Below are 24,658 nucleotides of genomic sequence, written 5' to 3' on the forward strand. Positions count from 1 at the left end.
CAATTGAGATACGAAGCAACTGGCAATCCTGCCTTATGAAAATTTTTTATCAATTTTGAAGATGAAAGCAGTAAGCTGACATAAATGGATGTTTTTTGTAAAAACACCCATTTACTTTATTTTAGCGACGCAAGCCTAGTTTTCCGATCAACACCTGATAGCGATCTTGGTCAATTTCTTTAAGGTAGTCAAGAAGACGACGGCGTTTAGAAACCATCTTTAAAAGGCCACGACGAGAATGATTGTCCTTTTTGTGAGATTTAAAATGATTAGTTAAATTAGAAATACGTTCAGAAAGAACAGCAACTTGCACTTCTGGCGAACCTGTATCACCGGTTTTAGTTGCATATTCTGTAATGAGAGCGTGTTTACGTTCAGCTGTAATCGACATCATATCATCCTTTCAAAAAATGAGGAAACAACAGTCACCCATAGCCGAGATGTCGTCCAGCGAGGGTCTATGAAAAAACAAGCAGAACAAAAATTCTTACTTGCTTTGGTATTTATATAAGAAAGAAGAACAAAATACTAGCCCTTGAAAGTATATTGAAGATCTTCTTTAGAAATAAAGTTGTTTAGTTTAAGGCTATTTTATGAAATATGGCATATCTATTTGAGAGAAAGATTGCAGCTTTGCGCAATGTGTTTATGGTAAAAAGAAGATTAGACTGCCGATTTGGAGACAAAAGATGCAGAAAATTTCAACGTTAGAGCTTTTTCGAAATTCAATGTTTCGAAATTTATGGTCAGCGAATCTCATTTTTAATTTAGGAGTTGTTATACAAGCTGTAGGAGCAAGCTGGTTGATGACTTTGATTAGTTCGTCGCATTTCATGGTTGGGCTTGTTCAAGGTGCTACAGTATTACCGCTTGTTGTTTTTTCTCTGATGGCAGGAGCATTAGCCGATAATTTTAATCGGCGTCAAATTATGTTATTTGCACAAATAGTTATGATAATTGTATCAATTAATTTGACTGTTTTATCCTATTTAGGATTGATAACGCCTTGGCTTTTACTGTGTTTCACATTTTTGATTGGGTGTGGGCTTGCTTTTCATAATCCTGCTTGGCAAGCAACAATGGGGGATATTGTCAGTAGAGAAAATATCCCTGCTGCTGTTACTCTAAATAGTATTGGTTTTAATTTAATGCGCAGTATAGGTCCTGCTATCGGAGGAGTTGTTATTGCTGCTCTAGGTGGAACGGCTGCTTTTTTATTAAATGCTATGAGTTATATTCCTTTAACGAGTGCTTTATTTTTATGGAAACCAAACTATAAGACCAATACATTACCATTGCCACGAGAGAAATTTTTAGGGGCTATAGCAGATGGTCTGCGTTATGTTGTGATGTCGCCTAATCTTTTAAACGTTATGGCCAGAGCGTTTCTTTTTGGTATCGGGACGATTTCGGTTTCTGCTTTGTTACCAATTGTTGCATGTGACATTCTTGGGGGAGGTGCCCTTCTCTACGGTACGTTACTTGGTTGTTTTGGTATAGGTGCGATTACAGCTGGCTTTGTTAACTCGTATATACGGCATTGTTTTAGTTCAGAAACGATAGTTGCAACTTCATTTATTGGCTTTTCTTTTGTTTGCTTTGTTTTAGCAATGAGTCGTTCAATTGTTGTAAGCCATCTTGTTTTATTTCCTGCTGGTTTATTCTGGGTTTTAGCGTTGTCGCTGTTTAATACATCTGTACAACTTTCTACACCACGCTGGGTTGTTGCGCGTGCTTTAGCACTTTATCAAACTGCATCTTATGGTGGTATGGCAGTTGGTAGTGTGATCTGGGGTGTATTTGCTGATGCTTATTCTCCAACAGTGGCTTTGAGTGTTTGTGCTCTCTTCTTAATTTTAGGGGCTCTTGCGGGTATAAAGTTTAAAATCCAAGAAATTCCTCAGATAGATTTTGATCCACTTAATCAATTTAAAGAACCACAAGTTTTGCTTGACTTGGAAGCATGTAGTGGCCCTATCATGATTATGATTGATTATCAAATCAATGAAAATGATCTCGAAGAATTTCTTGAAGTTATGGCACGTCGTCGTCATATTCGTCGACGTGATGGTGCTCGCCAATGGGTTCTTGTACGTAATCTTGAAAAACCTGGCTATTGGACAGAAGTTTATCATATGCCAACATGGGTAGATTATTTACGCCATAATTATCGGGCTATAAAAGCAGATGCAGAAGTGAATAAACATCTTGATCGATTAAATTGTGCACCCGATGGTATAAGAGTACATCGTATGATTGAGTGGCAAACAATACCACAGGCTGATGAGGTATATTTGAAGTTTTCTACAGAACAATGATTTTAGTAGAACAGCTTGGATATAAAGTGGTAAAATAGATCAATTGTTCGTAATAAGTGTAAGAGAATATTTCGTTCCATAAAGAGGTTATCGCAGGCAGAAAGAAGTTCATCTATTTGTGAAAATACGTTTGGGTTTGAATTGGTTTTTTTCAATAGTACCTATAGCGAGAAGTTGGTCTTTGTAGATTATACAAACATCACTTTCATCAACGGATGTATTTTGATTATATAAGAGTACTGGATTGCCCGTTCTTAAATGCTGTGCTTGATTTTCGTTTATGGTGTAATGAGGGAGATGAACTAATGCGGCCTTTGTTTCAGTTAGTAGTTCATCAAGTATAGAGAAATCCCGTTTGGGAAATGCATAATTTTCTCCTTTTTCGTCTTTATGTGTTACGGCTGCCTCTAATTTATTCCATGGAATAAGATCATTTTCATTAAAAGGAGCTACTGCGATACGGCGTAAGTCAGCAATATATCCATAACAACCAAGATCACGTCCCATATCGCGTGCTAAGGAGCGTACATATGTTCCTTTTCCGCATGTTATTTCAAAAATGGAATGTCCTTGTGTGGTGGTTCCAGTAAGTTTGAGAGATTCAATTTTCACTTCGCGGGGTGGAATTTCAACAATTTCACCTGCACGGGCTAGATCATAAGCACGATTGCCGGCAATTTTGATTGCAGAAAATTTTGGAGGTGTTTGTAGAATAACACCTGTATATTTGGGTAAAAGGGCAAGGATATCTTCTTGTGTTGGACGTTGAGTCGCTGTTTTAATGACTTCACCTTCGAGATCATCTGTTGAGCGCTCTTCTCCCCAAGCTACGTGAAAGTGATAGGTTTTGACACCTTCCATAACATAAGGAATAGTTTTGGTTGCTTCACCTAATGCAATAGGTAACATACCAGAAGCAAGTGGATCAAGTGTGCCTGCATGCCCTGCTTTTTGTGCATTAAAGAGCCATTTGATTTGTGAGACAGCTTCTGTTGATCTCATTCCTTTTGGTTTGTCAAGAATTACCCAACCAGAGATAGAACGACCTTTTTTTTTGCGTTGTTGTGCCATGCTCTTTTAATTTTCAGGCTCGTTATTATGAAGAAGATCGCGTGCAACGTCAGGTGAATGGAGTAGAGCATCAATTTTTGAAAAATTATCAAAACTACTATCAAACCGAAAACGTAATTCAGGTATGTATTTCATTTGTCGCAATTGATGGCTAATTTCTTTACGGATAAAACGACTATGTTTATTTAAGACTTCTATAATAGCAGTGTGAGAAATATCGTGAACAGTACTGAGCGGAGAAACAAAGCAAGTGGCAATTTTCAAATCTGCTGACATACGTACTTCAGAGATAGAAATAACAACACCTTTTAAGACATCATCAAGTAAAATATCTCGTTGCAGTATATGAGCTAACACGTGGCGAACTTGTTCTCCCACTCTTAATTGCCGTTGTGATGGGCCTGTGTTTTTCATTGAACTCATAACCTTTATTACAATTTCTCTTCTCTTTACTTTTTTTAAAAAATTAAAAAGGAAAGAAACACCATCCATCAACCCAATAATTTCTCTCATTTAATAAAGAGGAAAGTTATCATGTGATTTTATAATGTGCGATTAATATGCTCGACTCGGAAAATTTCAACAATATCACCTATACGAGTATCTTCATAATTTTCAAATGCTATCCCACATTCTTGGCTAACTTGCACTTCATTGACTTCATCTTTGAAACGTTTAAGTGTTTTAAGTTTTCCTTCATGAATAACAATATTATCTCGAATGAGGCGAACACTTGCACCTCGTTCTATTTTACCTTCTGTAACTCGACAGCCAGCAACTTTTCCAATTTTTGTAATGTTAAAGACTTCCAAAATTTCAGCATTACCAAGAAATGTTTCACGTTTTTCTGGTGAAAGCAATCCTGACATAGCTGCTTTGACATCATCAACGAGATCGTAAATGATGTTATAATAGCGAATTTCAATTCCTTGAGCTGCAGCTAGATCACGCACTTGTTTATTAGCTCGGACATTAAAACCAATAACAGCAGAATTAGATGCTGCAGCAAGAGAAATATCACTTTCAGTGATTCCTCCAGTACCAGAGTGAACAATACGTGCACATACTTCCTCATTTCCGAGCTTTTCTAATACTGATGCAATCGCTTCAATAGATCCCCGAACGTCTCCTTTAATAATAAGCGGAAATTCTTTTATGCCAGCGGTTTGCAGTTTTGTCATCATTTGTTCAAGAGAACCACGAGAACCAGCTTTTCGTGCTACAGCTTTGTCACGTGCTAATCGTTGACGATATTCAGAAATTTCACGTGCTTTTTCTTCATTCACTACAACAGCAAAACGGTCACCAGCTTGCGGTGTACCTTGCATACCTAAAATTTCAACCGGTGTAGAAGGACCTGCTTCTTTAATATGGTTACCATGATCATCAATCAAGGCACGAACACGGCCCCATTCATTACCTGCTACGATAATATTGGAAAGATGCAATGCACCTTTTTGAATAAGAACAGTTGCAATGGATCCACGTCCTCTATCAAGTTTTGCTTCAATAACAATACCTTCTGCAGTTCGTTCTGAGTCTGCTTTCAGGTCAAGAATTTCAGCTTGAAGGAGAATAGCTTCTAGAAGTTTATCAAGATTTTGACCAGTTTTAGCAGAAACCTCAACCTCTAAAGTTTCCCCACCCATGGATTCTACGAAAACTTCGTGTTGCATAAGTTCTGTGCGCACTTTTTGTGCATCAGCAGTTGGTTTATCCGTTTTGTTAATGGCAACAATAATAGGCACACCAGCAGCTTTTGCATGATTGATTGATTCAATTGTTTGCGGCATAACACTATCATCTGCAGCGATTACCAGAATAGCAATGTCAGTGATTTGGGCACCTCGAGCACGCATGGCTGTAAAGGCAGAGTGTCCGGGTGTATCAATAAAGGTAATCTTTTGACCATTGTGTTCAATTTGATAAGCACCAATATGTTGCGTAATACTACCTGCTTCATTAGATGCAACATTGGCTTTGCGAATAGCATCGAGCAAAGACGTCTTTCCGTGATCGACATGCCCCATAATTGTTACCACTGGTGGACGTTGCCGCATTTTTTGAGGGTCATCAGCTATATTAAAGATGCCTTCTTCTACATCCGATTCTGAGACACATTTAACTGTATGACCAAATTCAATAGCAATAAGTTCAGCAGTATCTACATCAATAACATCGCCGGGCTTCATCATTTGGCCCTGTTTCATCAGAAATTTAATAACATCAACGGAGCGTTCAGCCATACGTTGTGCAAGTTCTTGGATGGTAATAGTTTCAGGAAGAATAACTTCACGAGAAATTTTTTCCCGTGGTTCTTGGTTTTGAGCGCGTTTAAATTTTTCTTGTCTGCGGCGCATTGCAGCCATTGAACGGCCACGTGCACTGCCTTCTTCATCTAAGGCACTATTAAGCGTGAGTTTTCCGCGGCGGCGTTCATCGGCACCTTTTACAGCTTTAGGTGCACGTATTTCTGATTTGGAAAGATTAGCGCGACGGTTACGCTTTTCTTCGTCTTCATTGTCATCTATGGCACGTTTTTCGATTGAAGCTGTATTTTTAAACGGGGCAGCTGCCTTTGCTGATTCTATTGGTTCTGTTAGAGAGACTGCGGGAGAGAAAGTTTGAGTTTGTACTACAGTGTGTTGATTGTCTTGCTGTTTTGTTTTTTCTTGAGCAGCTTGTAAACGCAAGCTTTCTTCACGTTCTTTGGCACGTCTTTCTTTTTCTTCAGCTTGTTGACGCGTTATCTGTTCTTGGATTTTTGCTTCTTCTAAAGCACGAAATCTTGCTTCTATTTCAGCTGATGAAAGATTACTTTGAGCCACAGATTTTTGGGCTATAGGTTTACTCGTTGTTTTTTCTTCAAACCGGGGTTTGGAGCGTGGTTGAGCCACATGTGGTTTAGTAATTGACGATGATGTCTCAACTTTTTCATCAGGACGTGTAATTTTACGTCGTTTAGTTTCGACAACTACAGCTTTTGTACGTCCATGACTAAAATTTTGTTTGACCATACTAGTTTCCAGCCCTGTTCGTTTGAGGGTCAGCGTCTTTTTAGCTGTTATCTTGTCATTATTATTTTCACTCATTGTATTTCCTTCACGGCTTTTGCCGTCATCTCACAAGGCTTATTGTATTTCTCGTTACGATAGGCGATCAATTTGTTTATCGTTTTGCTAAAACCCTCTGCAGATTTTGTATTCAATAAGGCTGCATGTATCACAAGATTAGCTCCAAAAGCCACACTCATTTCATCGCTTGTAAATAAAGATAAAACTTTTATATCCTGATTCGTTTTCTGTTGTATTGCATAGATTGCTTGTAAAATTTTCCGTTTACCATCTTCTGTAGCTTCTTTTGCATGCAGCACGAGAGCAACCTGACCAGAGCGGATAGCAGAATCAACTTTGGTTAAACCTGCAACAACAGCACCTGCTTTTCGCGCCATAGAAAGGCTCCCAAGGGCAGACTTTAAGAGGAGTTTATCCACAATATTAGCAAGATTTGAAGCAACCTCCACATCTGTTTTAAGATTTCTGCTAAAAGCTTTACGTTTAATTGCTTCTTCAATGGTATTATAATGAGCAGAAACCCAAATACCACGCCCAGGCAAATTAGCTTTAAGATCGGGGATAATTTGATTGTTTGGACCAACGACAAAGCGGATCAACGCCGCTGTTGAAGCGCTTTTCTTTGTCACAATACAGGTCCGCTCATTCATTTAAAGTGTGTCTCCTATTTTAAAGTGTATCTTCATCCACGTTATCTGTTTTCTCATTTTCTGTAGAATTTTCTGCGACACAATCAGTTTGGCATATCCAACCTGCTTGCACACGTGCAGCTAAAATCATAGCTTCTGCATCAGTACGTGTAATATCAAATGGAGTTAAGATACCAGAGAAGTTCTGAACTTGACCTCCTTTGCGTTCTCGCCAGCCAATTAAGTCGTCCACTGCATAACCTGCAAAATCGTCTATTGTTTTAATACCATCTTCGCCAATAGCAACCAACATTGCGTTTGTCATACCAGGAAGTGATCGCAATTCATCAGCAACACCGAGTTTTTTACGTTTTTCATCTAATTCTTTTTCTTTGCGTTCTAGGTATTCGCGTGCACGGCTTTGAATTTCTGAAGCAGTTTCATTATCAAAACCATCAATAGAAGCGATTTCTTCAAGATCAACATAGGCAATTTCTTCAATTGAAGCAAAACCTTCTGATGCCATAACTTGTCCGACCATTTCGTCAACATCTAAGGATTCCATGAAAAGTTTACTGCGTTCATTAAATTCTTTTTGGCGATTTTCGGATTCTTCTTGTTCTGTTAAGATATCAATGCTCCACCCTGTTAATTGCGAAGCTAAACGAACATTTTGCCCACGTCGCCCAATAGCGAGACTGAGTTGGTCATCAGGAACGACAACCTCAATACGTTCTGCATCTTCATCAAGAACGACCTTTGAAACTTCAGCAGGCTGTAGTGCATTGACAATAAATGTTGCAGCATCAGGTGACCAAGGAATAATGTCAATTTTTTCTCCTTGCAATTCTGCAACAACAGCTTGAACCCGGCTTCCTCGCATTCCAACGCACGCTCCAACAGGATCAATTGAGCCATCACGTGAAACGACAGCAATTTTGGCACGCGAACCTGGATCACGTGCAACGGATTTAATTTCTATAATACCATCATAAATTTCTGGCACTTCCATGGTAAAAAGTTTTGCCATAAATTGAGGGTGCGTACGCGAAAGAAAAATTTGCGGACCCCGCTGTTCACGATGTACGTCATTGACAAAGGCACGAATCCGATCTCCATAATGAAAGGACTCACGAGGAATTAGCTCATCACGTCGTATTATAGCTTCTCCACGTCCTAGATCGACAATAACATTACCGTATTCTACACGTTTGACTGTACCAGAAATTATTTCACCAACTTTGTTTTTGAACTCTTCAAATTGCTGGTCACGTTCCGCATCACGTACTTTTTGGACAATAACTTGTTTGGCAGATTGCGCTGCAATGCGCCCAAAATCCATAGGAGGTAAAGGGTCACAGAAAAAATCACCAATTTTTATATCGACTTGATGTTTTAAGGCGTCAGATAAAGCGATTTCATTTGTATAATCTTCAACAATATCAACGACTTGAAGCAAACGCTGCAATTTGATTTCACCGGTTTTAGAATTAATCTCAGCACGGATATTGGTTTCTTGACCATAACGTGAACGTGCTGCTTTTTGTATAGCATCAGCCATTGCAGAAATGACAATTTCACGGTCAATTGACTTTTCGCGTGCAACAGCATCTGCGATTTGCAGAAGTTCAAGCCTGTTAGCGCTTATAGCCATAGATTTTCTCCTTTTTTATACCATCCAAGCGGAATGATCCTAATTAATATTAATTTTGACAGTTTGTTTTCTCGGTTAAAGTGTTGAGATTATCTTCAGGGATTAGCTGTTGACGTAACTCTTTATCTTTTTTCAGTGCGTCGCGAATAAGTTCATCAGTGAGTATTAGACGCGCATTCGTAACATCAGCGAAGGGAATCAAAACATCCGCTATTTCTCCGTAAGAAGCTTTATCGGTATTTAAGGTAAAGCTATTTTGTGTAATATTTGTTAGTGTGCCACGAAATTTCTGGCGTCCATTAATAACAACACCAGTTTCAATTTTTGCAACATGTCCTTGCCACTTGAAAAAATCAGATTTTCTTACCAATGGGCGATCAATACCAGGAGATGAGATTTCCAAATGATATTTTCGTTCAATGATGTTTTGTACATCAAGAAAAGGCGAAACAGTGCGGCTAATAATTTCACAATCTTCTATTGTCATGGTGCCATCAGCGCGTTCAGCCATAATCTGAAGAGTTAAGCCATTTAAACCAGAGAATTTTACGCGAATTAAACGATAACTTAAAGGTTTGAGCAATGGTGAGACAAGAGCAGCCACACGCCCTTCGATGCCATCTTCTTCAAACAGACGCGGCTCATCAATGTTATTTATTGTTTCAGTTTCGTTTATATCATTCAAGTTGTTTTGACCCACTGATATTAAAAAAGAGCGGGTCCAAATAACCCACTCCTTATCACAAGATTAAGAATTCTTTTCATTATATTCTTAAATTTAAAGTTTTTCAAGTCGTCCATGGTAAAGTGTTTTATCAGCTATTTCCTAATAAAAGTGAGATAAGCAGGTGTTCTGCCTTCGCGCAAAGCTTTTGCTTCATAACGGGTGCTCTGCCATGACGGGTAGGGGTTTTTCCAATCTTGAGGATTTTCTGCTTGCCATTCAAAACTGTCGTGATGTGTGCAGTGATATAGGGTCCAATTAACATAAGTATCTATATCGCTGGCAAAACGGAATTTTTTACCTATTTTAAGAACTCGAGCAAAACGATTAAGGTTTTTTGTATTGATAAATCGCCGTTTCCAATGCTTTTTTTTAGGCCATGGATCGGGATAAAAAAGATCTATTCCATCAAGTGATGCTGTTGGCAGCCAATCAAGAAGTTGTGTGGCATCATTATCATAAAGGCGAAGATGATTTTGGTAATGTGTGTGTTTTTCAATATGGACCAATATTTTTGCCATACCGTTAATAAAGGGTTCTACGCCAATAAAACCAGTTTGTGGAAAACGTTCCATTTCATGAATTAAATTTTCACCTCCACCAAAACCAATTTCAAGCCGGACTTCTTTTACTTGAGTAGCAAATAAAGATGTTAACTCTAAGGGCGCTGGTTTGTTTAAATCAATATTAAGAGTGGGGAGAAGCGTTTTTATACACGAAATTTGATTGTTTCGTAACTGTTTCCCTTGTCGGCGACCAAAAAAAGCTTCGCTCATACGTGTTTTATGTGCAATCATGGTACTTTAATCATTGATTTAAGCGTTGCAATTAGATCAGTTTTTTCCCATGAAAATGAACCATCATGTTCTGGTTTGCGCCCAAAATGGCCATAAGCAGCTGTTTTGGCGTAAATGGGTTTGTTAAGACCAAGGTGTTTTCGGATACCTGTTGGTGAAAGATCCATTATTTTGCGGATTGCGGTTTCAATAGTATTTTCATCTACTTTTCCTGTTCCGTGAAGGTTAAGGTAAATAGATAAGGGTTGTGCAACGCCAATTGCATAAGAAAGTTGAATAGTGCACCGTTCTGCTAAATCAGCTGCAACAATATTCTTAGCTAGATAGCGTGCAGCATATGCTGCAGAACGGTCAACTTTTGTTGTGTCTTTACCTGAAAACGCCCCTCCACCATGGGGTGCTGCACCACCATAAGTATCAACAATGATTTTGCGTCCTGTTAACCCTGCATCACTTTGAGGCCCGCCAATAACAAATTTGCCTGTTGGGTTGATATACCAACTGCATTCATCAGAAATAGGAATATCACGTAAAGCTTGACGAATATAAGGCTCAACTACTGTTTGCACTTTATTTGAATCCCAATTTTCATCCAAATGTTGTGTTGAAAGAACAATAGACGTTACCTCTATAGGTTTTCCATTTTTATATCGTATTGTTATTTGACTTTTAGCGTCTGGCCCCAGTTTTCCAGCTTCTCCTTCTTTTTTATGGCGCGCTATGGCAAGAAGCTCTAAGATTTTGTGCGCATAATAGATTGGCGCAGGCATAAGGTCTGGTGTTTCACGGCAAGCATATCCAAACATAATGCCTTGATCGCCTGCTCCCTCTTGGCCTTGACGATCAGTTGCATTGTCAACCGCTTGTGCAATATCAGCCGATTGTTGACGCAAAAGAACATCAATTTTAACCGTTTTCCAATGAAAACCTGCCTGTTCATAACCAATTGCACGAATAGCTTGACGCGCAACTGTACGAAAATGAGTAGGGTTGATGATAGGAGAACCAATTTTATCATAAATAAATTCTCCATTTTTATCTCTTTTTAAGAGCGTATCAGGAACACGCATCTCACCAGCAATAACCACACGATTTATGCTTACTAAAGTTTCACAAGCGATTCGCATTAACCATGGATCAGTTCCAGTTTTCTGCGCTTCTTTATAAACCATATCAACGATTTCATCCGAAATACGATCACAGATTTTGTCAGGATGCCCTTCGGATACTGATTCACTAGTGAAAAAATAATTTTGATGCGGCATAAAAACTCCCTCAAAAAAGAAAACCGGCATTTTCTTATTATTTATTTAAAGTTTGCTCTATTTGCCAATCCTATGGCAAATCGTCAATGCTGATTTATGAGGCGATATTAAAGGAAAAATGTAATTTTTATTCTTATAATTTATTTGTTTGATCTTCTTCAGAAAGAGCTTTTGCTAAATCAATGATTTTTCGACGTACTTTAGCATCAAGTATATTAGTAAAAGCACGCATTAATTGGATTCCTTCGCTGCTAGAGCAAAAATCCATGAAATTACTCTCGTTTTCAGCAAAACCTTCTACGGATTGAGTAATGCCTTTATCAAAAAAATAAGAAACAGGAACATCCATAATTTCTGCAATTGCTTGAAGGCGACTTGCACCAACACGGTTTGTACCTTTTTCATATTTTTGGATTTGTTGAAAAGTAATACCTAATTGCTCACCTAATTTTTCTTGGGTAAGACCTAACATATTACGACGTAAACGAATACGAGTGCCAACATAAACATCTATTGGATCGGGCTTTTTTCTAGTTTCGGTCATACTGCAACTCTTTATTTTCAGCGCTTTGTTTCCAAATCAATATTAGATGCACGTAAAGTTAGTTTATCATAAATTAGGATAATATGTAATACTTTTCCCCAACGTTACTGGTACGCATAACATGATATTATACATAAGCACTCAATCATTAAGGTCGTCTTGTAAAGCCAAAACTAATACGGCACAATAGCATAAGAATGAATAAGATGAAAGTAGAGAATATTCTGTATTCATTATTCCATATTAGAATAATGGGTGATGGAATCGGAGAATCAAGAAAACCAATAGCATTTTGTTCAAGAGCATCAACGATTCGTCCATAAGGGTCAATCACAGCTGATATTCCATTGTTGGCTGCTCGTATAAGAGGTATTCCTAGTTCAACTGCACGCAGCCGTGCTTGCTGAAAATGTTGATACGGGCCAGGTGTTATGCCAAACCATGCATCATTTGTAACGTTAATAATTGCTTGAGGAGGAGGGCCTTTAAAAGTCATTTCATGGGGAAATATGGCTTCATAGCAAATGAGAGGAAGATAAGAAAATCCATTTGGCATCATAACAGTTTGGCGCTCAGAAGCAGAGCTATATCCACCAATTTTATCGGCAATGGCATTTAATCCAATTTTATTCCATAAACTTTGATAGGGGAGATATTCACCAAAAGGGACCAGATGGAGTTTATCGGAAGCGTTAAGAATATTACCTTTGGCGTCAATGACTTCAATTGTATTAAAATATTGTGTTTGGGCATTAGGGGAGTCAGTATTGGCTCGCACAGCACCAATAATAGCCCATTGTTGTGGCTTAAGAAGTGAGGCGATGCGCATTGTGATAGCAGAAGTACCTGTGAGAATGTAAGGAACAGATGTTTCAGGCCATACGATAAAGTCAGGCTTTAAAGTTTGATCAGTTTCTGACATTATACTTAAATTTAGATGAGCTGTGAATATATCTTCAGGTGTAGCATTGTCTAACTTTTTATTTTGTTGGATGGAAGGTTGAACAATGCGTACCCAATAACTACTCTTTTGATAATCAGCGATATTAGGTGCTGTATTCAGTCTATAAAATCCAAAGAAGCTATGGGTTAATGTAAGTAGAAAACAAAGAATAAGTGCAAATTTCTTTTTTTCATTCGTGAATAAAACTGTAGGTAAACTATAGACTAAAACAGCAAGAATATTCATTCCGTAAAGTCCTACAATCATATTTGATTGCATGAGCATCGGGGTTGGCATAGCCGTATAACCAAGTGCATTCCATGGAAATCCTGTAAACGAGATGGCGCGTAACCATTCTGCTAGTCCCAGTGCAAAAGCAAGGCCAAAAAAGCGTGTTATCCCTTTTGTCCATAACCAACCAACAATAAAACCAGCAAAAGCCCAATAAAGAGCAAGATAAGCAGGAAGACCAAAAATAACAAATGGCATTGTCCAAGCATAAGTAATCGGATCTATCAATAAAGCATTGCTTGTCCACCAAAGACTGCAAACAAAATAACCAAAGCCAAAATTTCCGCAGGTTAATGCACTTATCAAAAGGCGTTTTTTGAGATTTTGAATAGCGTAGATTGCATCAAGTAAGATAACGAAGACAGGAAAAGTTAAAAAGCTGACAGGTGTCAGATAAAAAGGTGGGAGCGCAAAGGATGTGAGTGCGCCACATAAAAAAACACATGTTTGCCGTTTCCAACCAGTGACAGAAAGTAGAAAAGCTGTGAGCTTATTAACAAGCACTTGACCATCACCCTTTTGAAGTAGCCTCTTCAGTTAAGTGCTCATTTTCTGGGATACGAACAATGCGTAATCGTTTGATCCGGCGTTTATCAGCTTCTAAAATACGGAATTTGTAGCCAGGTATAGCTTCAATGATTTCACCTTTTGAAGGAATGCGGTCAAGAATGGAAACAATCAAACCACCAATGGTGTCGACTTCATCACCATATTCTCCTACAATGAAATCAGGACCGAGAGCTTTTTCCACATCTTCTAATTCAGTTCTTGCATCAACAAGCCATTTATTATCGGGTTCACGCACAATAACATTGTTGATATTGTCGTGTTCATCTTCAATATCACCAACGATGAGCTCAACAATATCTTCCATAGAAACTAAACCGTCTGTGCCACCATATTCATCAATAACCAAAGCCATTTGTGTTCGTGTAGCTTGCATACGTGTTAATAATTTACTAGCAAGCATGGAGCTTGGAACAAATAAAACTGTTCGAATAAGATCTAGTTTACCAATTGGGGTATCTAAACCCTCTGTATGGTTTAACTGAAGTGGAACAGATTTTTGCCCATTTTTGTTGGAAACTGAACTGGTAATAAAACGGGTTATATGACTAAGGATATCACGAATATGGATTATACCTCGTGGATCATCTAAAGTTTCAGCATAAACAGGCATACGAGAATAGCCAATTTTTTCGAAACATTCGAGAGCTTCCCCAAGAGGGGTATTTATTTCTAATGCTTCGATTTCAGAGCGTGGGATCATCACATCATCAATGCGTGTTTCACGCAAGCGTAAGATATTGTGTAGCATAATACGCTCTTCGGGTGAGAAGAGTGTTGCGTTATCTTCATTGTGGGCAGCAAGGGCATCAGTTAAATCATCACGCAGTGATGTGGAGTTACGTCCACGTAAGAATGAAAACAAATGGCTCAGAAATGAATTTTTTTCTATATGATTTGTTCGTTGAGAGGAGGCTCCTTCAGTATGAGAAGATATTTGATTATTATTGTGTGTATTGATTTTATCCACCATGGTCCTAAGATTTTCTAAGCCTTCTTTTTATAATATAATGCATAAGATGCTTTAAGCTTTATTGTGTAATATCGGTTTTTAAAGTTTGATTTTTATCATTTTAAAGTAACTCAGTATAGGGATTTTTTATGGAAAGCTTGCTGAGGATTTCTCTTTCTAACGTTTCCATTTGATTAGCTTCATCATTTGTTTCATGATTGTAACCAAGAAGATGGAGGAGGCCATGAACAATCATATGCGTCAAGTGGTCTTGAAACGATTTCCCTTCTTCTTTTGCTTCTCGCATGATAGTTTCCCTTGCAATGATGATATCACCAAGCATAGGTTTAGGACTTTGTCCAACTTTGAGAGGAAAAGCAGGAAAGGATAAAACATTGGTGGGTTTGTTTTGAAAGCGCCATTGTGCATTGATTTGTGCTATGTGATCGTCATTTGTAAAAAGTAAGCTGAGTTCACTTGTTACTTTGTTTAATGATAAATGGTGCATTGTGGTGGTTAATGCTTTTGTGGTGATGTCATAAAGTACGTCCTCATTATCCCACTCAGAATCTTCAATAGTTATATCAATAGTAATCATGATGGATTTAATTCATTTTTCAATCAAGATCATTAGAATGATACTTTTTTGCTTGTTTGCCAGAATCGCGATCATAAGCGCGGACAATAGCAGCAACAAGAGGATGGCGTACAATATCTTTTTCGTCAAAACGAACGATCGAAATATTTTCTATATCTGAGAGAATGCGAATTGCTTCTGTTAAACCTGACTTTTGCTCTGCAGGAAGATCAATTTGGCTTATATCACCTGTAACAACAACACGCGCTCCTTCTCCAAGACGTGTGAGGAACATTTTCATTTGCATGGGTGTAGTATTTTGTGCTTCATCAAGGATGATAGCTGAATGAACAAGTGTTCGTCCGCGCATGAAAGCAAGAGGAGCAATTTCTATGACTCCAGAAGCTAAAATGCGTTCTACCTTTTCAGCAGACATCATATCGTAAAGGGCGTCATAAAGCGGGCGTAAATAGGGATCAACTTTTTCTTTGAGGTCACCAGGAAGAAAACCAAGACGTTCCCCAGTTTCAACTGCAGGACGTGAGAGGATAATTCGTTCAATAATACCGCGCTCTAAGAGCGTTACAGCGTGAACAACCGCAAGATATGTTTTGCCGGTTCCTGCTGGACCTATACCAAAAACAAGTTCAGAACACTCCATTGCTCGCAGATAAGCCTCTTGCATTGGGGTGCGGGGATAGATTGTTTTTTTATGAGTGCTCAACTGTATTGGTACATGTTTTGTCGTAGATTGAATTGTTTTTGGAGACTTTTGCTTTTCATTTGGCAAATTTGCCATAGCGAGTGCACTTTCTGTATCTGATAAAGTAAGCTCTTGACGTGTTTTTGCTAGTTTATAGAGCTGGCCTAATGCATATTGCGCGTGTTTTGTAGCAGCAGCACTTCCACGGATTGAAACTTTGTTACCGCGCGGGTAAATGTTAAGTCCGAGTTTTTGTTCAATATAAGAAAGATTTTCATCGAATTTTCCAAAAACTATTTTTGCATAATTGTTATTTTCAAAAGTTAAAACAATATGACCAGTTTCCGATAAGCTCTTTTTTTCAAAGATATTAATGTTTTTGGGGGAGGCATTTATTGCCTTTTTAATGTGTTTTGGTTTTTCGGTTGATACTTTCAACCTATTCTCCTGTGTTGTTTAAGTATGGTACATTTAAGATATAATTTTTTTCTTTAAAAATAAAAGAGTTTTTTGAGTTAATACTTTGAACAAAACTTTAGGAGTGTTTTTTAATATTTACTTTTTCTCCGACGAAACTGTTTGAACTCGCATTTTTAATATGAATCTCCATAATAGTGCCTGTAGAGACTTGTGCATCTACAACAACAGGTAAAAGCCAAGGAGAGCGACCTACCATTTGCCCAAGATGGCGACCAGATTTTTCAATGAGGATATTGGTTTTTTGACCAATTTTAGAACGTAAAAATGTATGTTGCTGGTCAAGAAGGAGTGCTTGTAAACGTTGAAGACGAGAATTTTTTACAGCTTCATCGACATGGTCTTTCATTGTTGCACCAGGTGTTCCAGGACGTGGTGAATATTTAAAAGAATAAGCTGAACTGTAACCCACTTGTTTAATGAGTTTAATGGTTTCTTCAAAATCTTCATCAGTTTCACCTGGAAATCCCACAATAAAATCGCCTGAAAAAGCAATATCTGGTCGTGCGGTACGAATTTTTTCAATAAGTCTAAGATAATGAATACTTTTGTGCTGGCGATTCATTGCTTTTAAAATACGATCTGAACCAGATTGGACAGGAAGGTGCAGATAAGGCATAAGCATATCAAGATCGCGATGTGCAGCAATAAGGCTGTCATCCATATCACGTGGGTGGCTGGTTGTATAACGCAAGCGCTTTAAACCATCAAGTTTGGCAAGATGATAGAGAAGGTCACCAAGACGCCAAGTTTTGCCATTAGCACTTTGTCCATGCCAGCCATTTACATTTTGCCCCAAAAGCGTAATTTCTTTGACACCAGCTTCAATAAGTTGGATGGCTTCATGAGTAATTTGTTCAACAGGTCGTGATGTTTCAGCACCCCGTGTATAAGGAACAACACAAAAGGTGCAAAATTTGTCACATCCTTCTTGTATTGTTAAAAATGCGCTAACACCCCGTTTTTGCACAGCATGTTTATTATGAGGTGGTAAATGAGTAAATTTATCTTCAACAGCATAATTCGTTTCAACGATTTTTTTTCCTTGTTTGGCCTGTTTTAATAACTCTGGCAAGCGATGATACATTTGCGGTCCAACAACAAGATCCACTGTCGGCGCACGACGCAAGATTTCATCTCCTTCGGCTTGTGCAACACAGCCCGTCACACCAATTATTAAAGGTTTACCAAGTGCACGTTTTTGACGTATCATCCGTAAGCGACCAAGATCAGAATAAAGTTTTTCTGCTGCTTTTTCACGAATATGGCAGGTGTTAACAAGAATAAGGTCGGCATCATTTGGTGTTTGTGTAGTTACATAACCTTCGGCACTAAGACTATCATTCATTCGTTGGCTGTCATAAGTATTCATTTGACAGCCGTAGGTTTTGATAAAAACCTTTTGGGGAGAAATAGAAAGTGTATTCTTAAGATGCGACTGCTTCATGATGCATTCCTAAACGCTTTTTGTATAAATCTCAATCTGTTTGCTTAAAAGTTTTTTGCATGATGATTGCATTTTTGCGGCCATTTGGTGATTGATAGTAAGCAAGACGTTTAGCAATCTTTTTGAATTCAAAATGCTGATAAAGAGCCAAGGCAGAAAGATTGGTTTCTTCAACTTCTAAAAATAGCTTTGCGGCACGTGCATGTTGAAGATAACAAAGTATACTATCGACAAGCAAAGAGCCAATTCCTTGTCTTTGGTAATGAGGTTGGACAGCAATTGTAATAATTTCTGCTTCATCAAGAATAAGACGGCATAGACAAAATCCTAAAATTTGATCAGGCTGATTAATAAGGTAAACTTTGTAGCCAAAAATAGAATGATCTTTTAAAAAAGTATCAAATGTTTGTTCTTCCCAAGCTGGAATAAAACAATTTTGGTGAATTTGATGAAGAAGAGCGCTATCATCAGTTTGTAGCGATGCAATCTCAAAATGTTTTTTTATGGATGAAACTTTAGCCATTATTTTTTCGTGGTAAGACAAAACTGGCGTTTTGTTTTGCGTCAGCATCGCGTAAATAAAGTGGGCGAGGTGCAGCTTGTGGCTGTTTGTTTGCCGCAAGGTGAGCATAGGTTAAAACATCAGCCGCTTCACATGGAATGAGATCTGATATGGTTGTGGTGTTTATTTTATTGTTTTTGATGTACGAAGCGATAATATCAGCAGCTGGACCAGTTAATACTGTTTGTTGTGGTAAAGCTGCGACGATATTCTCAAGTGTTTGTAAGCCAGGCACACATAAAGCTGTAAGGTCTTTGTTAAAATTTTGATAATAGAACATTCCTCTACCAGCTTCAATGACAACAGTGATTGTTGACATGGCATTTTTGTTAATTGCTTGTGCTGCTAATGCTTCAAGTGTACTCACCCCAATGGCTGGTACTTCTAGTGCTAATGCTAAAGCTCTTGCAGTTGAAACACCTGTACGTACACCTGTAAATGATCCAGGTCCGATATTAATGGCGATCCGATCAATTTGATCAAATGTGATGTCGGTTTGGTCAATTATTTGTGCAATTTGACCGATGAGTTTTTCAGCATGGCCTTTGGAAATGCGTTCGCTGATACGCGCAATAACAGCTTGATGGCGGGTAAGTGCAACGGCACAATAAATTGAAGCGGTGTCTATAGCAAGGATGAACATGAACGCATTTTTTTGACTGGATATAACAACAGATAAATAATTAGTTATAGTTTTTTGAGTATTTTTATTTTGTATATTTTGCAATGTTTGAAGACAATTGCAATATTAATAAACATTACGTTTTTGGAAATATTTTTCAGACTAGATTAGTGTTTAATGTGTGTCTTGGTATAGCATGGCAAAAGTGTACGCAAGGGTATCACTAAAAATATTAAAATTATCAAGGAGTAACCGAAAAAGAACCATAAAGTTCATATGCAGCATTAGAAGAATATGGCAAATATGGAAGATCCAAGGTTATTTAGATTTTAAGCCACAGGATATTTTACTGAAAAGACAATTATTACTCTGAAATGTGTGGTATTGTACAAACTAGTCAATTAATGAATTCTAATAAAACTGCCAAAGCTTTCAAACTGTGTTTCTGTATAAGCTATTTTTCTATAATTTTTAAGTTATACGCTCAGTCTTAAGTGTGTATATTATTAGTGTGTTATTATTAAAGCACGATCACAATTTATGAGAAGAGATAATCTCTTAACTATAGTCTTTTTGATATTTTTTCCTTTAAAAATACCATGACAGAAATAACAAGATAATAGAAAATTATATTTTAAAGATTGGTTCTCGCTCGTAGGGCTGCAGCTAAAGTTCCATCGTCAAGATAATCTAGTTCACCACCTACCGGTACTCCATGGGCAAGCCGGGTAATTTTAATTGAAAAATTAGACAGTTGATCGGTGATATAATGCGCTGTTGTTTGCCCTTCAACAGTTGCATTAACAGCTAGAATAACTTCTGTAATTGAATCATTAATAACACGGTTTATTAAAGAAGTGATGTTGAGTTCATCTGGGCCTATTCCATCCAATGGGGATAGTCGTCCACCTAATACATGATAACGTGCTGATAAAATTCCGGCTCGTTCAAGAGCCCAGAGATCAGAAATATCTTCAACAACAATAATCGTTGTATTATCACGGCGAGGGTCTGTACAAATCAAACAAGGATCAGTTGTATCCACATTGCCACAAATAGAACAAATGCTTACTTTGTTTACAGCTTCTTGTATCGCCGCTCCTAATGGCTCTAATAGTATTTCTTTTTTCTTGATGAGATGAAGGGCAGCCCGACGTGCTGACCGTGGTCCAAGACCCGGTATTCGCGCTAAAAGTTGAATGAGGCGCTCAATTTCAGGGCCTGCAATATGTTGAGACATACCATTATTCCAAAAAGATTAAATTAAAGCCACTTTATTAAAACGGAAGCTTGAAACCTGGTGGAATCGGTAAACCTGCTGTTATACTTTGTGTTTTTTCTGCTATAGCCGTTTCAATTTTTGCTTTTGCTTCATTATGGGCCGCCATAATGAGATCTTCAAGTATTTCAACCTCTTCAGGATTGATTAGTGACGGGTCAATTTTGATTGCTGATATAATATTTTTCCCATTTAAGGTGATACTAACGAGCCCGCCGCCGGCTGTACCTGTTATATGCAAATTAGCCAAATCATCTTGCATTTGCTGCATTTTTTCTTGCATTTCTTTGGCTTTTTTCATCATGCCCATCATATCACGCATAGTAATTAATTTCCTTATTCATCATTTGTATGATCATCGTTTTCATTGTCGAAGATATGAGGAGTTAAATCAAGATCATTTTCTTGTTTATTCAGACGAATATCGACAATTTTTGCTCCTGGGAAGTGGTTGAGAATTGTTGCAATATCAGGATCTGTTTCAACATCAGAAAAAAGAGCCCTTTGAGCGGCTGCGCTTTCTTCTTGTAAAGTTGGTCCTCCCCCTTCAGTGACAAAGGTTATTGTCCATTTTTTTTCAGTCCATTGATGTAACATTTTTTTTATATCACGAGCTAGTGAACGCGGAGCATTTTCAGCAAGTCTTAATGTTATATGCCCTGGTTCAAAAGAAACAGGGTGAACAAATTCTTTGATAAGCAATTTGAAATGTGTTTCGCGGTGTTGTTCAGCTAAATTAACGATATCATGTAGGGAGTTTATATTTAAGGATTTTTGTTCTGTTGTTTCCGTTTCTGGTTGAGAAGAAGCGTACGGTAAATGAACAACGTTGTTAGGAGATTCGATAGTTTGAATGTTATCAAGACTTTCTGTTGTTTTAAAAGAATCTGTATTTTCAGGAGTTTGAATCTTGAATGATTCTATTGGTTGAACGGAAAGGCTGGGTTGATTAGCTAAGGCTGGTTTTAAATTATGTTGGTTTTGCTGTGAGTTTGAAATTTGTGAGAAAGAGTGAGTCTGTCCACCATCAGCTTTTACGCTATGGTTTACATTGTTGGCTTCTTGATGGGAATTATTTTCGGTAATTGTGAGAGATGTTTTTTCTTGTGTGAGTTTTTTCAATGCTTCATCAAGAGTTGGCAAGTCAGCAGTGTGGGTAAGGCGAATCAATATCATTTCAGCAGCTTGAATGGGGCGTGCAGCTTTATTGACCTCCTGTAAGCCTTTGAGCAAAATTTGCCAGTTTCTGGAAAGAACGGGAATAGAAAGTTTTTGTGAAAAGTCTAAACCTCTTAAACGTTCCTCTTCTGTTAAGAAGAGATCTCCAGCTATCTCTGGTGTCAAACGCAATCGTGTGACCAAATGGTTGAAGTCAGACAATTCTGTTAATATCATAAAAGGGTCGGCACCTGCGTCATACTGGCTACGTAATTCACTCAATGCACTGACAATATTTCCTTTCATAACAAATTCAAACAGATCAATAATACGCGCTTGATCAGCTAGCCCTAACATTGTGCGTACTGAAACAGTACTGACTTTACCATTGCTATAGGCAATAGCTTGGTCAAAAATAGACAAAGCGTCACGTGCAGACCCTTCTGCAGCACGAACGATTAGAGATAAAGCTTGATCTTCTACTTTAATTTTTTCATGTTTAGCGATTTTACGCAAATGCTCTACTAAAACTTTTGATTCAATACGCCGTAAGTCAAAACGCTGGCAGCGTGAAAGGATTGTAATAGGGACTTTGCGAATTTCTGTTGTTGCAAAAATAAATTTTATATGGGGTGGTGGTTCTTCAAGCGTTTTTAATAGGCCATTAAATGCTTGTGTTGAAAGCATATGAATTTCGTCGATAATGTAAATTTTATAGCGTGCAGAAACAGGACGGTAACGTATTTGTTCAATAATTTCACGAATATCGTCAATGCCAGTGTGCGAGGCAGCATCCATTTCTATAACGTCAATATGGCGGCCTTCAATAATTTGTGCACAATGTTCACCAAGTGTATTAAGTGCAATAGTGGGTTGGTCAATATCTTTTGTTTTGTAGTTGAGCGCACGCGCTAAAATGCGTGCTGTTGTGGTTTTTCCTACTCCACGAATTCCTGTTAACATCCACGCTTGTGCAATGCGCCCTGTCTCAAAAGCATTAGTAAGGGTGCGCACCATTGCTTCTTGACCAATGAGGTCAGAGAAATTTTGAGGCCGATATTTGCGAGCGAGAACACGGTAAGTCGTTGCTGCAGGCAGTTTTTCCATCAATGATTCCAATTTTTAAAGCTCTTGTAAGTATATTACAATAACATGAAAACACAGATTAAAAATATACTCTACTATAAAAGGATTTTTTCTCAATCAATTTATTTTAAGAAAATAGGATCATTTCTTAAAAACGCCCAAGATTTCTTTATTTTTGGGAGGCAGAGTACTTATCTTATCACGAAGATTTGTAAAATAGCAAAGGCGTGATTCCATTTAATAAAAGTGGAAGGTCGGCACGATGACCCGTACCAGAGCTCGTTAGGGCTGCTTCTTTCCAGACCTGACCCGGTTGGCGAGTAGTTCGTCCATCACCAACCTCCCAATTTTATATTGTCGATTTAAAAAAGAAAATCAAGCTTTGAAACAAAAAACGTAGAAAGAATAGTTAAAAAGCTTTCTTTTGAATTTAATTTATATTTAGCATAAGAAATATTTTTGGTCTTTCTTTAACATTTTGTGATTTGCGGTTTTTGAATGATTTTGTTTTTTGTACTGTAGGTTGCTGAATATGCAAGAAATTTGTCAATTATTTATAATAAAGTAGCCTATGTTTTTGTTTGAAGTAGATAAAATATTGGCTTTGTTATAGGTAATTCTTGATCAAAGTTTTCTCTTATTTCTATGTTTGTTTGCAATGTAGCTTATAATTTACGAGGTGATTAGGCTATAAAAGTGAACGCCACTAATTAATGTGAAAATTAATTTTGCTTTTTAAAAAGTTTGGTTATCCAATCTGTTGGAAAATCTCTACAATATTCGAATTTCGTTGAATATATGTGGAGATATAAAATTACTCAAACTGAGTTGCGAGTGTTTTGCAAATCCAGTTTTAAAGAAGCATTTTTCCAAATAACTGAGTAGGTTCTATACATTTGGAACTCTTATAAATGCCATTTGCTAAGCGTAATCTTCTATAATGCAAGTCTATCTTAATGGCTTTTTATAAAAACTACAGCGTTTTCATAAAAGAAGTTTACACTTAGAAATTAGACGTTTTTAAGAATAATATCTTTTTTCTTTATGTGGCAATGTGAGTAAAAACAATAAGCCGTATGGCTATTGTTAGTGATAATTTTTAGCGTAGTGCAAAAGTGTTAATATGATTACAAAGAGTTGATTTCTTTATGTTAAGATTTTGCGTACTTTATCAAGATCAGACTGTGTGTCGACACTTAAGGGAATCGTATCGATTATTTCTATATCGATACGCATATTATTTTCTAATGCACGTAATTGTTCAAGTTTTTCGCGTTGTTCGAGTGTGGATGGTGCAAGAGTTACAAATCGTTCAAGTGCTTCACGTCGATAAGCATATAATCCAATATGATGGTAAAGAGGACCGTTTCCGTAAGGTGCAGTTGCGCGGGTGAAATAAAGAGCACGCAAACGGTTTTGAGAAAGCGGTGTACCAATAATTTTGACTACATTGGGATTTGTTTTTTCATCTTCTTCAATAAGTTTAGCACCCAGGGTTGCAATGTCAGTTAAGTCATTTTCTAAAGGCTGTAGAGCACTAATAATTTCGTGAGCGGTTATTGTTGGTAAATCACCTTGTAGATTTACAATAATATTGTAGTGTCGCTCAGGATCAATGATGGTTAAAGCTTCATAGATGCGATCAGATCCTGATTGATGGTCACTACGTGTTATGATGCATTCATGTCCGTAAGCTGTAACAGCTTGAGCGATGGTATTGTGGTCCGTTGCAACAATGATACGTCCTAATGCAGCTTTTTTTGCTTGTTCAGCTACATGAATAATCATAGGTTTTCCAGCGATTTCAGCGAGAGGTTTTCCTGGAAGACGAGATGAACCCATGCGAGCGGGAATAAGAATGAGTGGTTTAAAAGCCATCACTAGAGTTCCAAATGTTGTATATTTGATATATTTATAA

Annotated in this window: 22 protein-coding genes and 1 other RNA gene; 1 reads left to right on the forward strand and 22 read right to left on the reverse strand. The window is 37.7% G+C overall.

What is annotated here, in order from left to right; genetic code table 11:
- Positions 1–121 precede the first annotated feature (121 nt).
- Entirely contained in the window at positions 122–391 is a 270-nt protein-coding gene (gene rpsO / locus GGR10_RS04060; RefSeq protein ID WP_007476079.1) for a 30S ribosomal protein S15, read from the reverse strand.
- A 298-nt stretch (positions 392–689) separates the two neighbouring features.
- Here rpsO and GGR10_RS04065 point away from each other — a divergent pair, with 298 nt between their 5' ends.
- A complete protein-coding gene (locus GGR10_RS04065) occupies positions 690–2,318 on the forward strand; it encodes an MFS transporter (RefSeq protein ID WP_182480021.1) in 1,629 nt (542 codons plus the stop codon).
- Positions 2,319–2,426: 108 nt separating this feature from the next.
- Here the strand turns inward: GGR10_RS04065 and truB are convergent, their stop codons facing one another.
- From truB to GGR10_RS04170, 21 genes are all read right to left on the reverse strand, one after another.
- The gene (gene truB / locus GGR10_RS04070; RefSeq protein ID WP_182480022.1) at positions 2,427–3,389 is read right to left on the reverse strand and encodes a tRNA pseudouridine(55) synthase TruB; all 963 of its coding nucleotides are present in this window, start codon (positions 3,387–3,389) and stop codon (positions 2,427–2,429) included.
- A 6-nt stretch (positions 3,390–3,395) separates the two neighbouring features.
- The gene (gene rbfA / locus GGR10_RS04075; protein WP_182480023.1) at positions 3,396–3,803 is read right to left on the reverse strand and encodes a 30S ribosome-binding factor RbfA; all 408 of its coding nucleotides are present in this window, start codon (positions 3,801–3,803) and stop codon (positions 3,396–3,398) included.
- A 128-nt stretch (positions 3,804–3,931) separates the two neighbouring features.
- Entirely contained in the window at positions 3,932–6,481 is a 2,550-nt protein-coding gene (infB, locus tag GGR10_RS04080; protein WP_182480024.1) for a translation initiation factor IF-2, read from the reverse strand.
- Positions 6,478–7,113, reverse strand: coding sequence for an RNA-binding protein (locus tag GGR10_RS04085; protein ID WP_182480025.1), 636 nt, complete (start codon positions 7,111–7,113; stop codon positions 6,478–6,480). The genes infB and GGR10_RS04085 overlap by 4 nt, the downstream gene beginning before the upstream one ends.
- Before the next feature lie 19 nt (positions 7,114–7,132).
- Complete coding sequence (nusA, locus tag GGR10_RS04090; protein ID WP_010703288.1) at positions 7,133–8,746, reverse strand: transcription termination factor NusA; 1,614 nt, start codon at positions 8,744–8,746, stop codon at positions 7,133–7,135.
- A 49-nt stretch (positions 8,747–8,795) separates the two neighbouring features.
- A complete protein-coding gene (gene rimP / locus GGR10_RS04095) occupies positions 8,796–9,422 on the reverse strand; it encodes a ribosome maturation factor RimP (protein WP_182480095.1) in 627 nt (208 codons plus the stop codon).
- Positions 9,423–9,565: 143 nt separating this feature from the next.
- The gene (trmB, locus tag GGR10_RS04100; RefSeq protein WP_182480026.1) at positions 9,566–10,267 is read right to left on the reverse strand and encodes a tRNA (guanine(46)-N(7))-methyltransferase TrmB; all 702 of its coding nucleotides are present in this window, start codon (positions 10,265–10,267) and stop codon (positions 9,566–9,568) included.
- Positions 10,264–11,532, reverse strand: a complete 1,269-nt coding sequence (gene metK / locus GGR10_RS04105; protein ID WP_182480027.1) for a methionine adenosyltransferase — start codon at positions 11,530–11,532, stop codon at positions 10,264–10,266. Before metK ends, trmB begins: the two co-directional genes overlap by 4 nt.
- 133 nt (positions 11,533–11,665) lie before the next feature.
- Positions 11,666–12,076 carry a helix-turn-helix domain-containing protein gene (locus tag GGR10_RS04110; RefSeq protein WP_007476066.1) on the reverse strand — a complete coding sequence of 137 codons (411 nt, stop codon included), beginning with the start codon at positions 12,074–12,076 and terminating at the stop codon, positions 11,666–11,668.
- Positions 12,077–12,224: 148 nt separating this feature from the next.
- Positions 12,225–13,814, reverse strand: coding sequence for an apolipoprotein N-acyltransferase (lnt, locus tag GGR10_RS04115; protein ID WP_182480028.1), 1,590 nt, complete (start codon positions 13,812–13,814; stop codon positions 12,225–12,227).
- Between the two features lie 7 nt (positions 13,815–13,821).
- Complete coding sequence (locus tag GGR10_RS04120) at positions 13,822–14,850, reverse strand: hemolysin family protein (protein ID WP_182480029.1); 1,029 nt, start codon at positions 14,848–14,850, stop codon at positions 13,822–13,824.
- Positions 14,851–14,950: 100 nt separating this feature from the next.
- Positions 14,951–15,427, reverse strand: coding sequence for an rRNA maturation RNase YbeY (ybeY, locus tag GGR10_RS04125; RefSeq protein ID WP_182480030.1), 477 nt, complete (start codon positions 15,425–15,427; stop codon positions 14,951–14,953).
- A 19-nt stretch (positions 15,428–15,446) separates the two neighbouring features.
- Positions 15,447–16,547, reverse strand: coding sequence for a PhoH family protein (locus GGR10_RS04130; protein ID WP_182480031.1), 1,101 nt, complete (start codon positions 16,545–16,547; stop codon positions 15,447–15,449).
- Between the two features lie 97 nt (positions 16,548–16,644).
- Positions 16,645–18,033 (reverse strand): tRNA (N6-isopentenyl adenosine(37)-C2)-methylthiotransferase MiaB, encoded by a 1,389-nt coding sequence (gene miaB, locus GGR10_RS04135; protein ID WP_182480032.1) that lies wholly within the window; start codon positions 18,031–18,033, stop codon positions 16,645–16,647.
- 31 nt (positions 18,034–18,064) lie between these two features.
- Positions 18,065–18,556: a ribosomal protein S18-alanine N-acetyltransferase gene (rimI, locus tag GGR10_RS04140; RefSeq protein ID WP_182480033.1), complete on the reverse strand. Its 492-nt coding sequence runs from the start codon at positions 18,554–18,556 to the stop codon at positions 18,065–18,067.
- Entirely contained in the window at positions 18,549–19,238 is a 690-nt protein-coding gene (gene tsaB / locus GGR10_RS04145; RefSeq protein ID WP_010703299.1) for a tRNA (adenosine(37)-N6)-threonylcarbamoyltransferase complex dimerization subunit type 1 TsaB, read from the reverse strand. The genes rimI and tsaB overlap by 8 nt, the downstream gene beginning before the upstream one ends.
- Positions 19,239–19,851: 613 nt before the next feature.
- Positions 19,852–20,457, reverse strand: coding sequence for a recombination mediator RecR (gene recR / locus GGR10_RS04150; RefSeq protein WP_182480034.1), 606 nt, complete (start codon positions 20,455–20,457; stop codon positions 19,852–19,854).
- Between the two features lie 37 nt (positions 20,458–20,494).
- Positions 20,495–20,818 (reverse strand): YbaB/EbfC family nucleoid-associated protein, encoded by a 324-nt coding sequence (locus tag GGR10_RS04155; protein ID WP_010703301.1) that lies wholly within the window; start codon positions 20,816–20,818, stop codon positions 20,495–20,497.
- A gap of 14 nt (positions 20,819–20,832) precedes the next feature.
- A complete protein-coding gene (locus GGR10_RS04160) occupies positions 20,833–22,761 on the reverse strand; it encodes a DNA polymerase III subunit gamma/tau (protein WP_182480035.1) in 1,929 nt (642 codons plus the stop codon).
- A gap of 225 nt (positions 22,762–22,986) precedes the next feature.
- Positions 22,987–23,084, reverse strand: an RNA gene (gene ffs / locus GGR10_RS04165) — signal recognition particle sRNA small type.
- Positions 23,085–23,886: 802 nt separating this feature from the next.
- Positions 23,887–24,618, reverse strand: a complete 732-nt coding sequence (locus GGR10_RS04170) for a 3-deoxy-manno-octulosonate cytidylyltransferase (protein ID WP_182480036.1) — start codon at positions 24,616–24,618, stop codon at positions 23,887–23,889.
- Positions 24,619–24,658 lie beyond the last annotated feature (40 nt).

Origin of the sequence: Bartonella chomelii (genome assembly GCF_014138465.1) — a bacterium.
Taxonomy (GTDB): domain Bacteria; phylum Pseudomonadota; class Alphaproteobacteria; order Rhizobiales; family Rhizobiaceae; genus Bartonella; species Bartonella schoenbuchensis.

What these genes read in the sequence shown, in the direction of transcription:
- rpsO (WP_007476079.1), bottom strand. Translation starts at nt 391, where the DNA reads ATGTCGATTACAGCTGAACGTAAACACGCTCTCATTACAGAATATGCA.
- GGR10_RS04065 (WP_182480021.1), top strand. Translation starts at nt 690, where the DNA reads ATGCAGAAAATTTCAACGTTAGAGCTTTTTCGAAATTCAATGTTTCGA.
- truB (WP_182480022.1), bottom strand. Translation starts at nt 3,389, where the DNA reads ATGGCACAACAACGCAAAAAAAAAGGTCGTTCTATCTCTGGTTGGGTA.
- rbfA (WP_182480023.1), bottom strand. Translation starts at nt 3,803, where the DNA reads ATGAAAAACACAGGCCCATCACAACGGCAATTAAGAGTGGGAGAACAA.
- infB (WP_182480024.1), bottom strand. Translation starts at nt 6,481, where the DNA reads ATGAGTGAAAATAATAATGACAAGATAACAGCTAAAAAGACGCTGACC.
- GGR10_RS04085 (WP_182480025.1), bottom strand. Translation starts at nt 7,113, where the DNA reads ATGAATGAGCGGACCTGTATTGTGACAAAGAAAAGCGCTTCAACAGCG.
- nusA (WP_010703288.1), bottom strand. Translation starts at nt 8,746, where the DNA reads ATGGCTATAAGCGCTAACAGGCTTGAACTTCTGCAAATCGCAGATGCT.
- trmB (WP_182480026.1), bottom strand. Translation starts at nt 10,267, where the DNA reads ATGATTGCACATAAAACACGTATGAGCGAAGCTTTTTTTGGTCGCCGA.
- metK (WP_182480027.1), bottom strand. Translation starts at nt 11,532, where the DNA reads ATGCCGCATCAAAATTATTTTTTCACTAGTGAATCAGTATCCGAAGGG.
- GGR10_RS04110 (WP_007476066.1), bottom strand. Translation starts at nt 12,076, where the DNA reads ATGACCGAAACTAGAAAAAAGCCCGATCCAATAGATGTTTATGTTGGC.
- GGR10_RS04120 (WP_182480029.1), bottom strand. Translation starts at nt 14,850, where the DNA reads ATGGTGGATAAAATCAATACACACAATAATAATCAAATATCTTCTCAT.
- ybeY (WP_182480030.1), bottom strand. Translation starts at nt 15,427, where the DNA reads ATGATTACTATTGATATAACTATTGAAGATTCTGAGTGGGATAATGAG.
- miaB (WP_182480032.1), bottom strand. Translation starts at nt 18,033, where the DNA reads ATGAAGCAGTCGCATCTTAAGAATACACTTTCTATTTCTCCCCAAAAG.
- rimI (WP_182480033.1), bottom strand. Translation starts at nt 18,556, where the DNA reads ATGGCTAAAGTTTCATCCATAAAAAAACATTTTGAGATTGCATCGCTA.
- tsaB (WP_010703299.1), bottom strand. Translation starts at nt 19,238, where the DNA reads ATGTTCATCCTTGCTATAGACACCGCTTCAATTTATTGTGCCGTTGCA.
- recR (WP_182480034.1), bottom strand. Translation starts at nt 20,457, where the DNA reads ATGTCTCAACATATTGCAGGCCCTGAAATTGAGCGCCTCATTCAACTT.
- GGR10_RS04155 (WP_010703301.1), bottom strand. Translation starts at nt 20,818, where the DNA reads ATGCGTGATATGATGGGCATGATGAAAAAAGCCAAAGAAATGCAAGAA.
- GGR10_RS04160 (WP_182480035.1), bottom strand. Translation starts at nt 22,761, where the DNA reads ATGGAAAAACTGCCTGCAGCAACGACTTACCGTGTTCTCGCTCGCAAA.
- GGR10_RS04170 (WP_182480036.1), bottom strand. Translation starts at nt 24,618, where the DNA reads ATGGCTTTTAAACCACTCATTCTTATTCCCGCTCGCATGGGTTCATCT.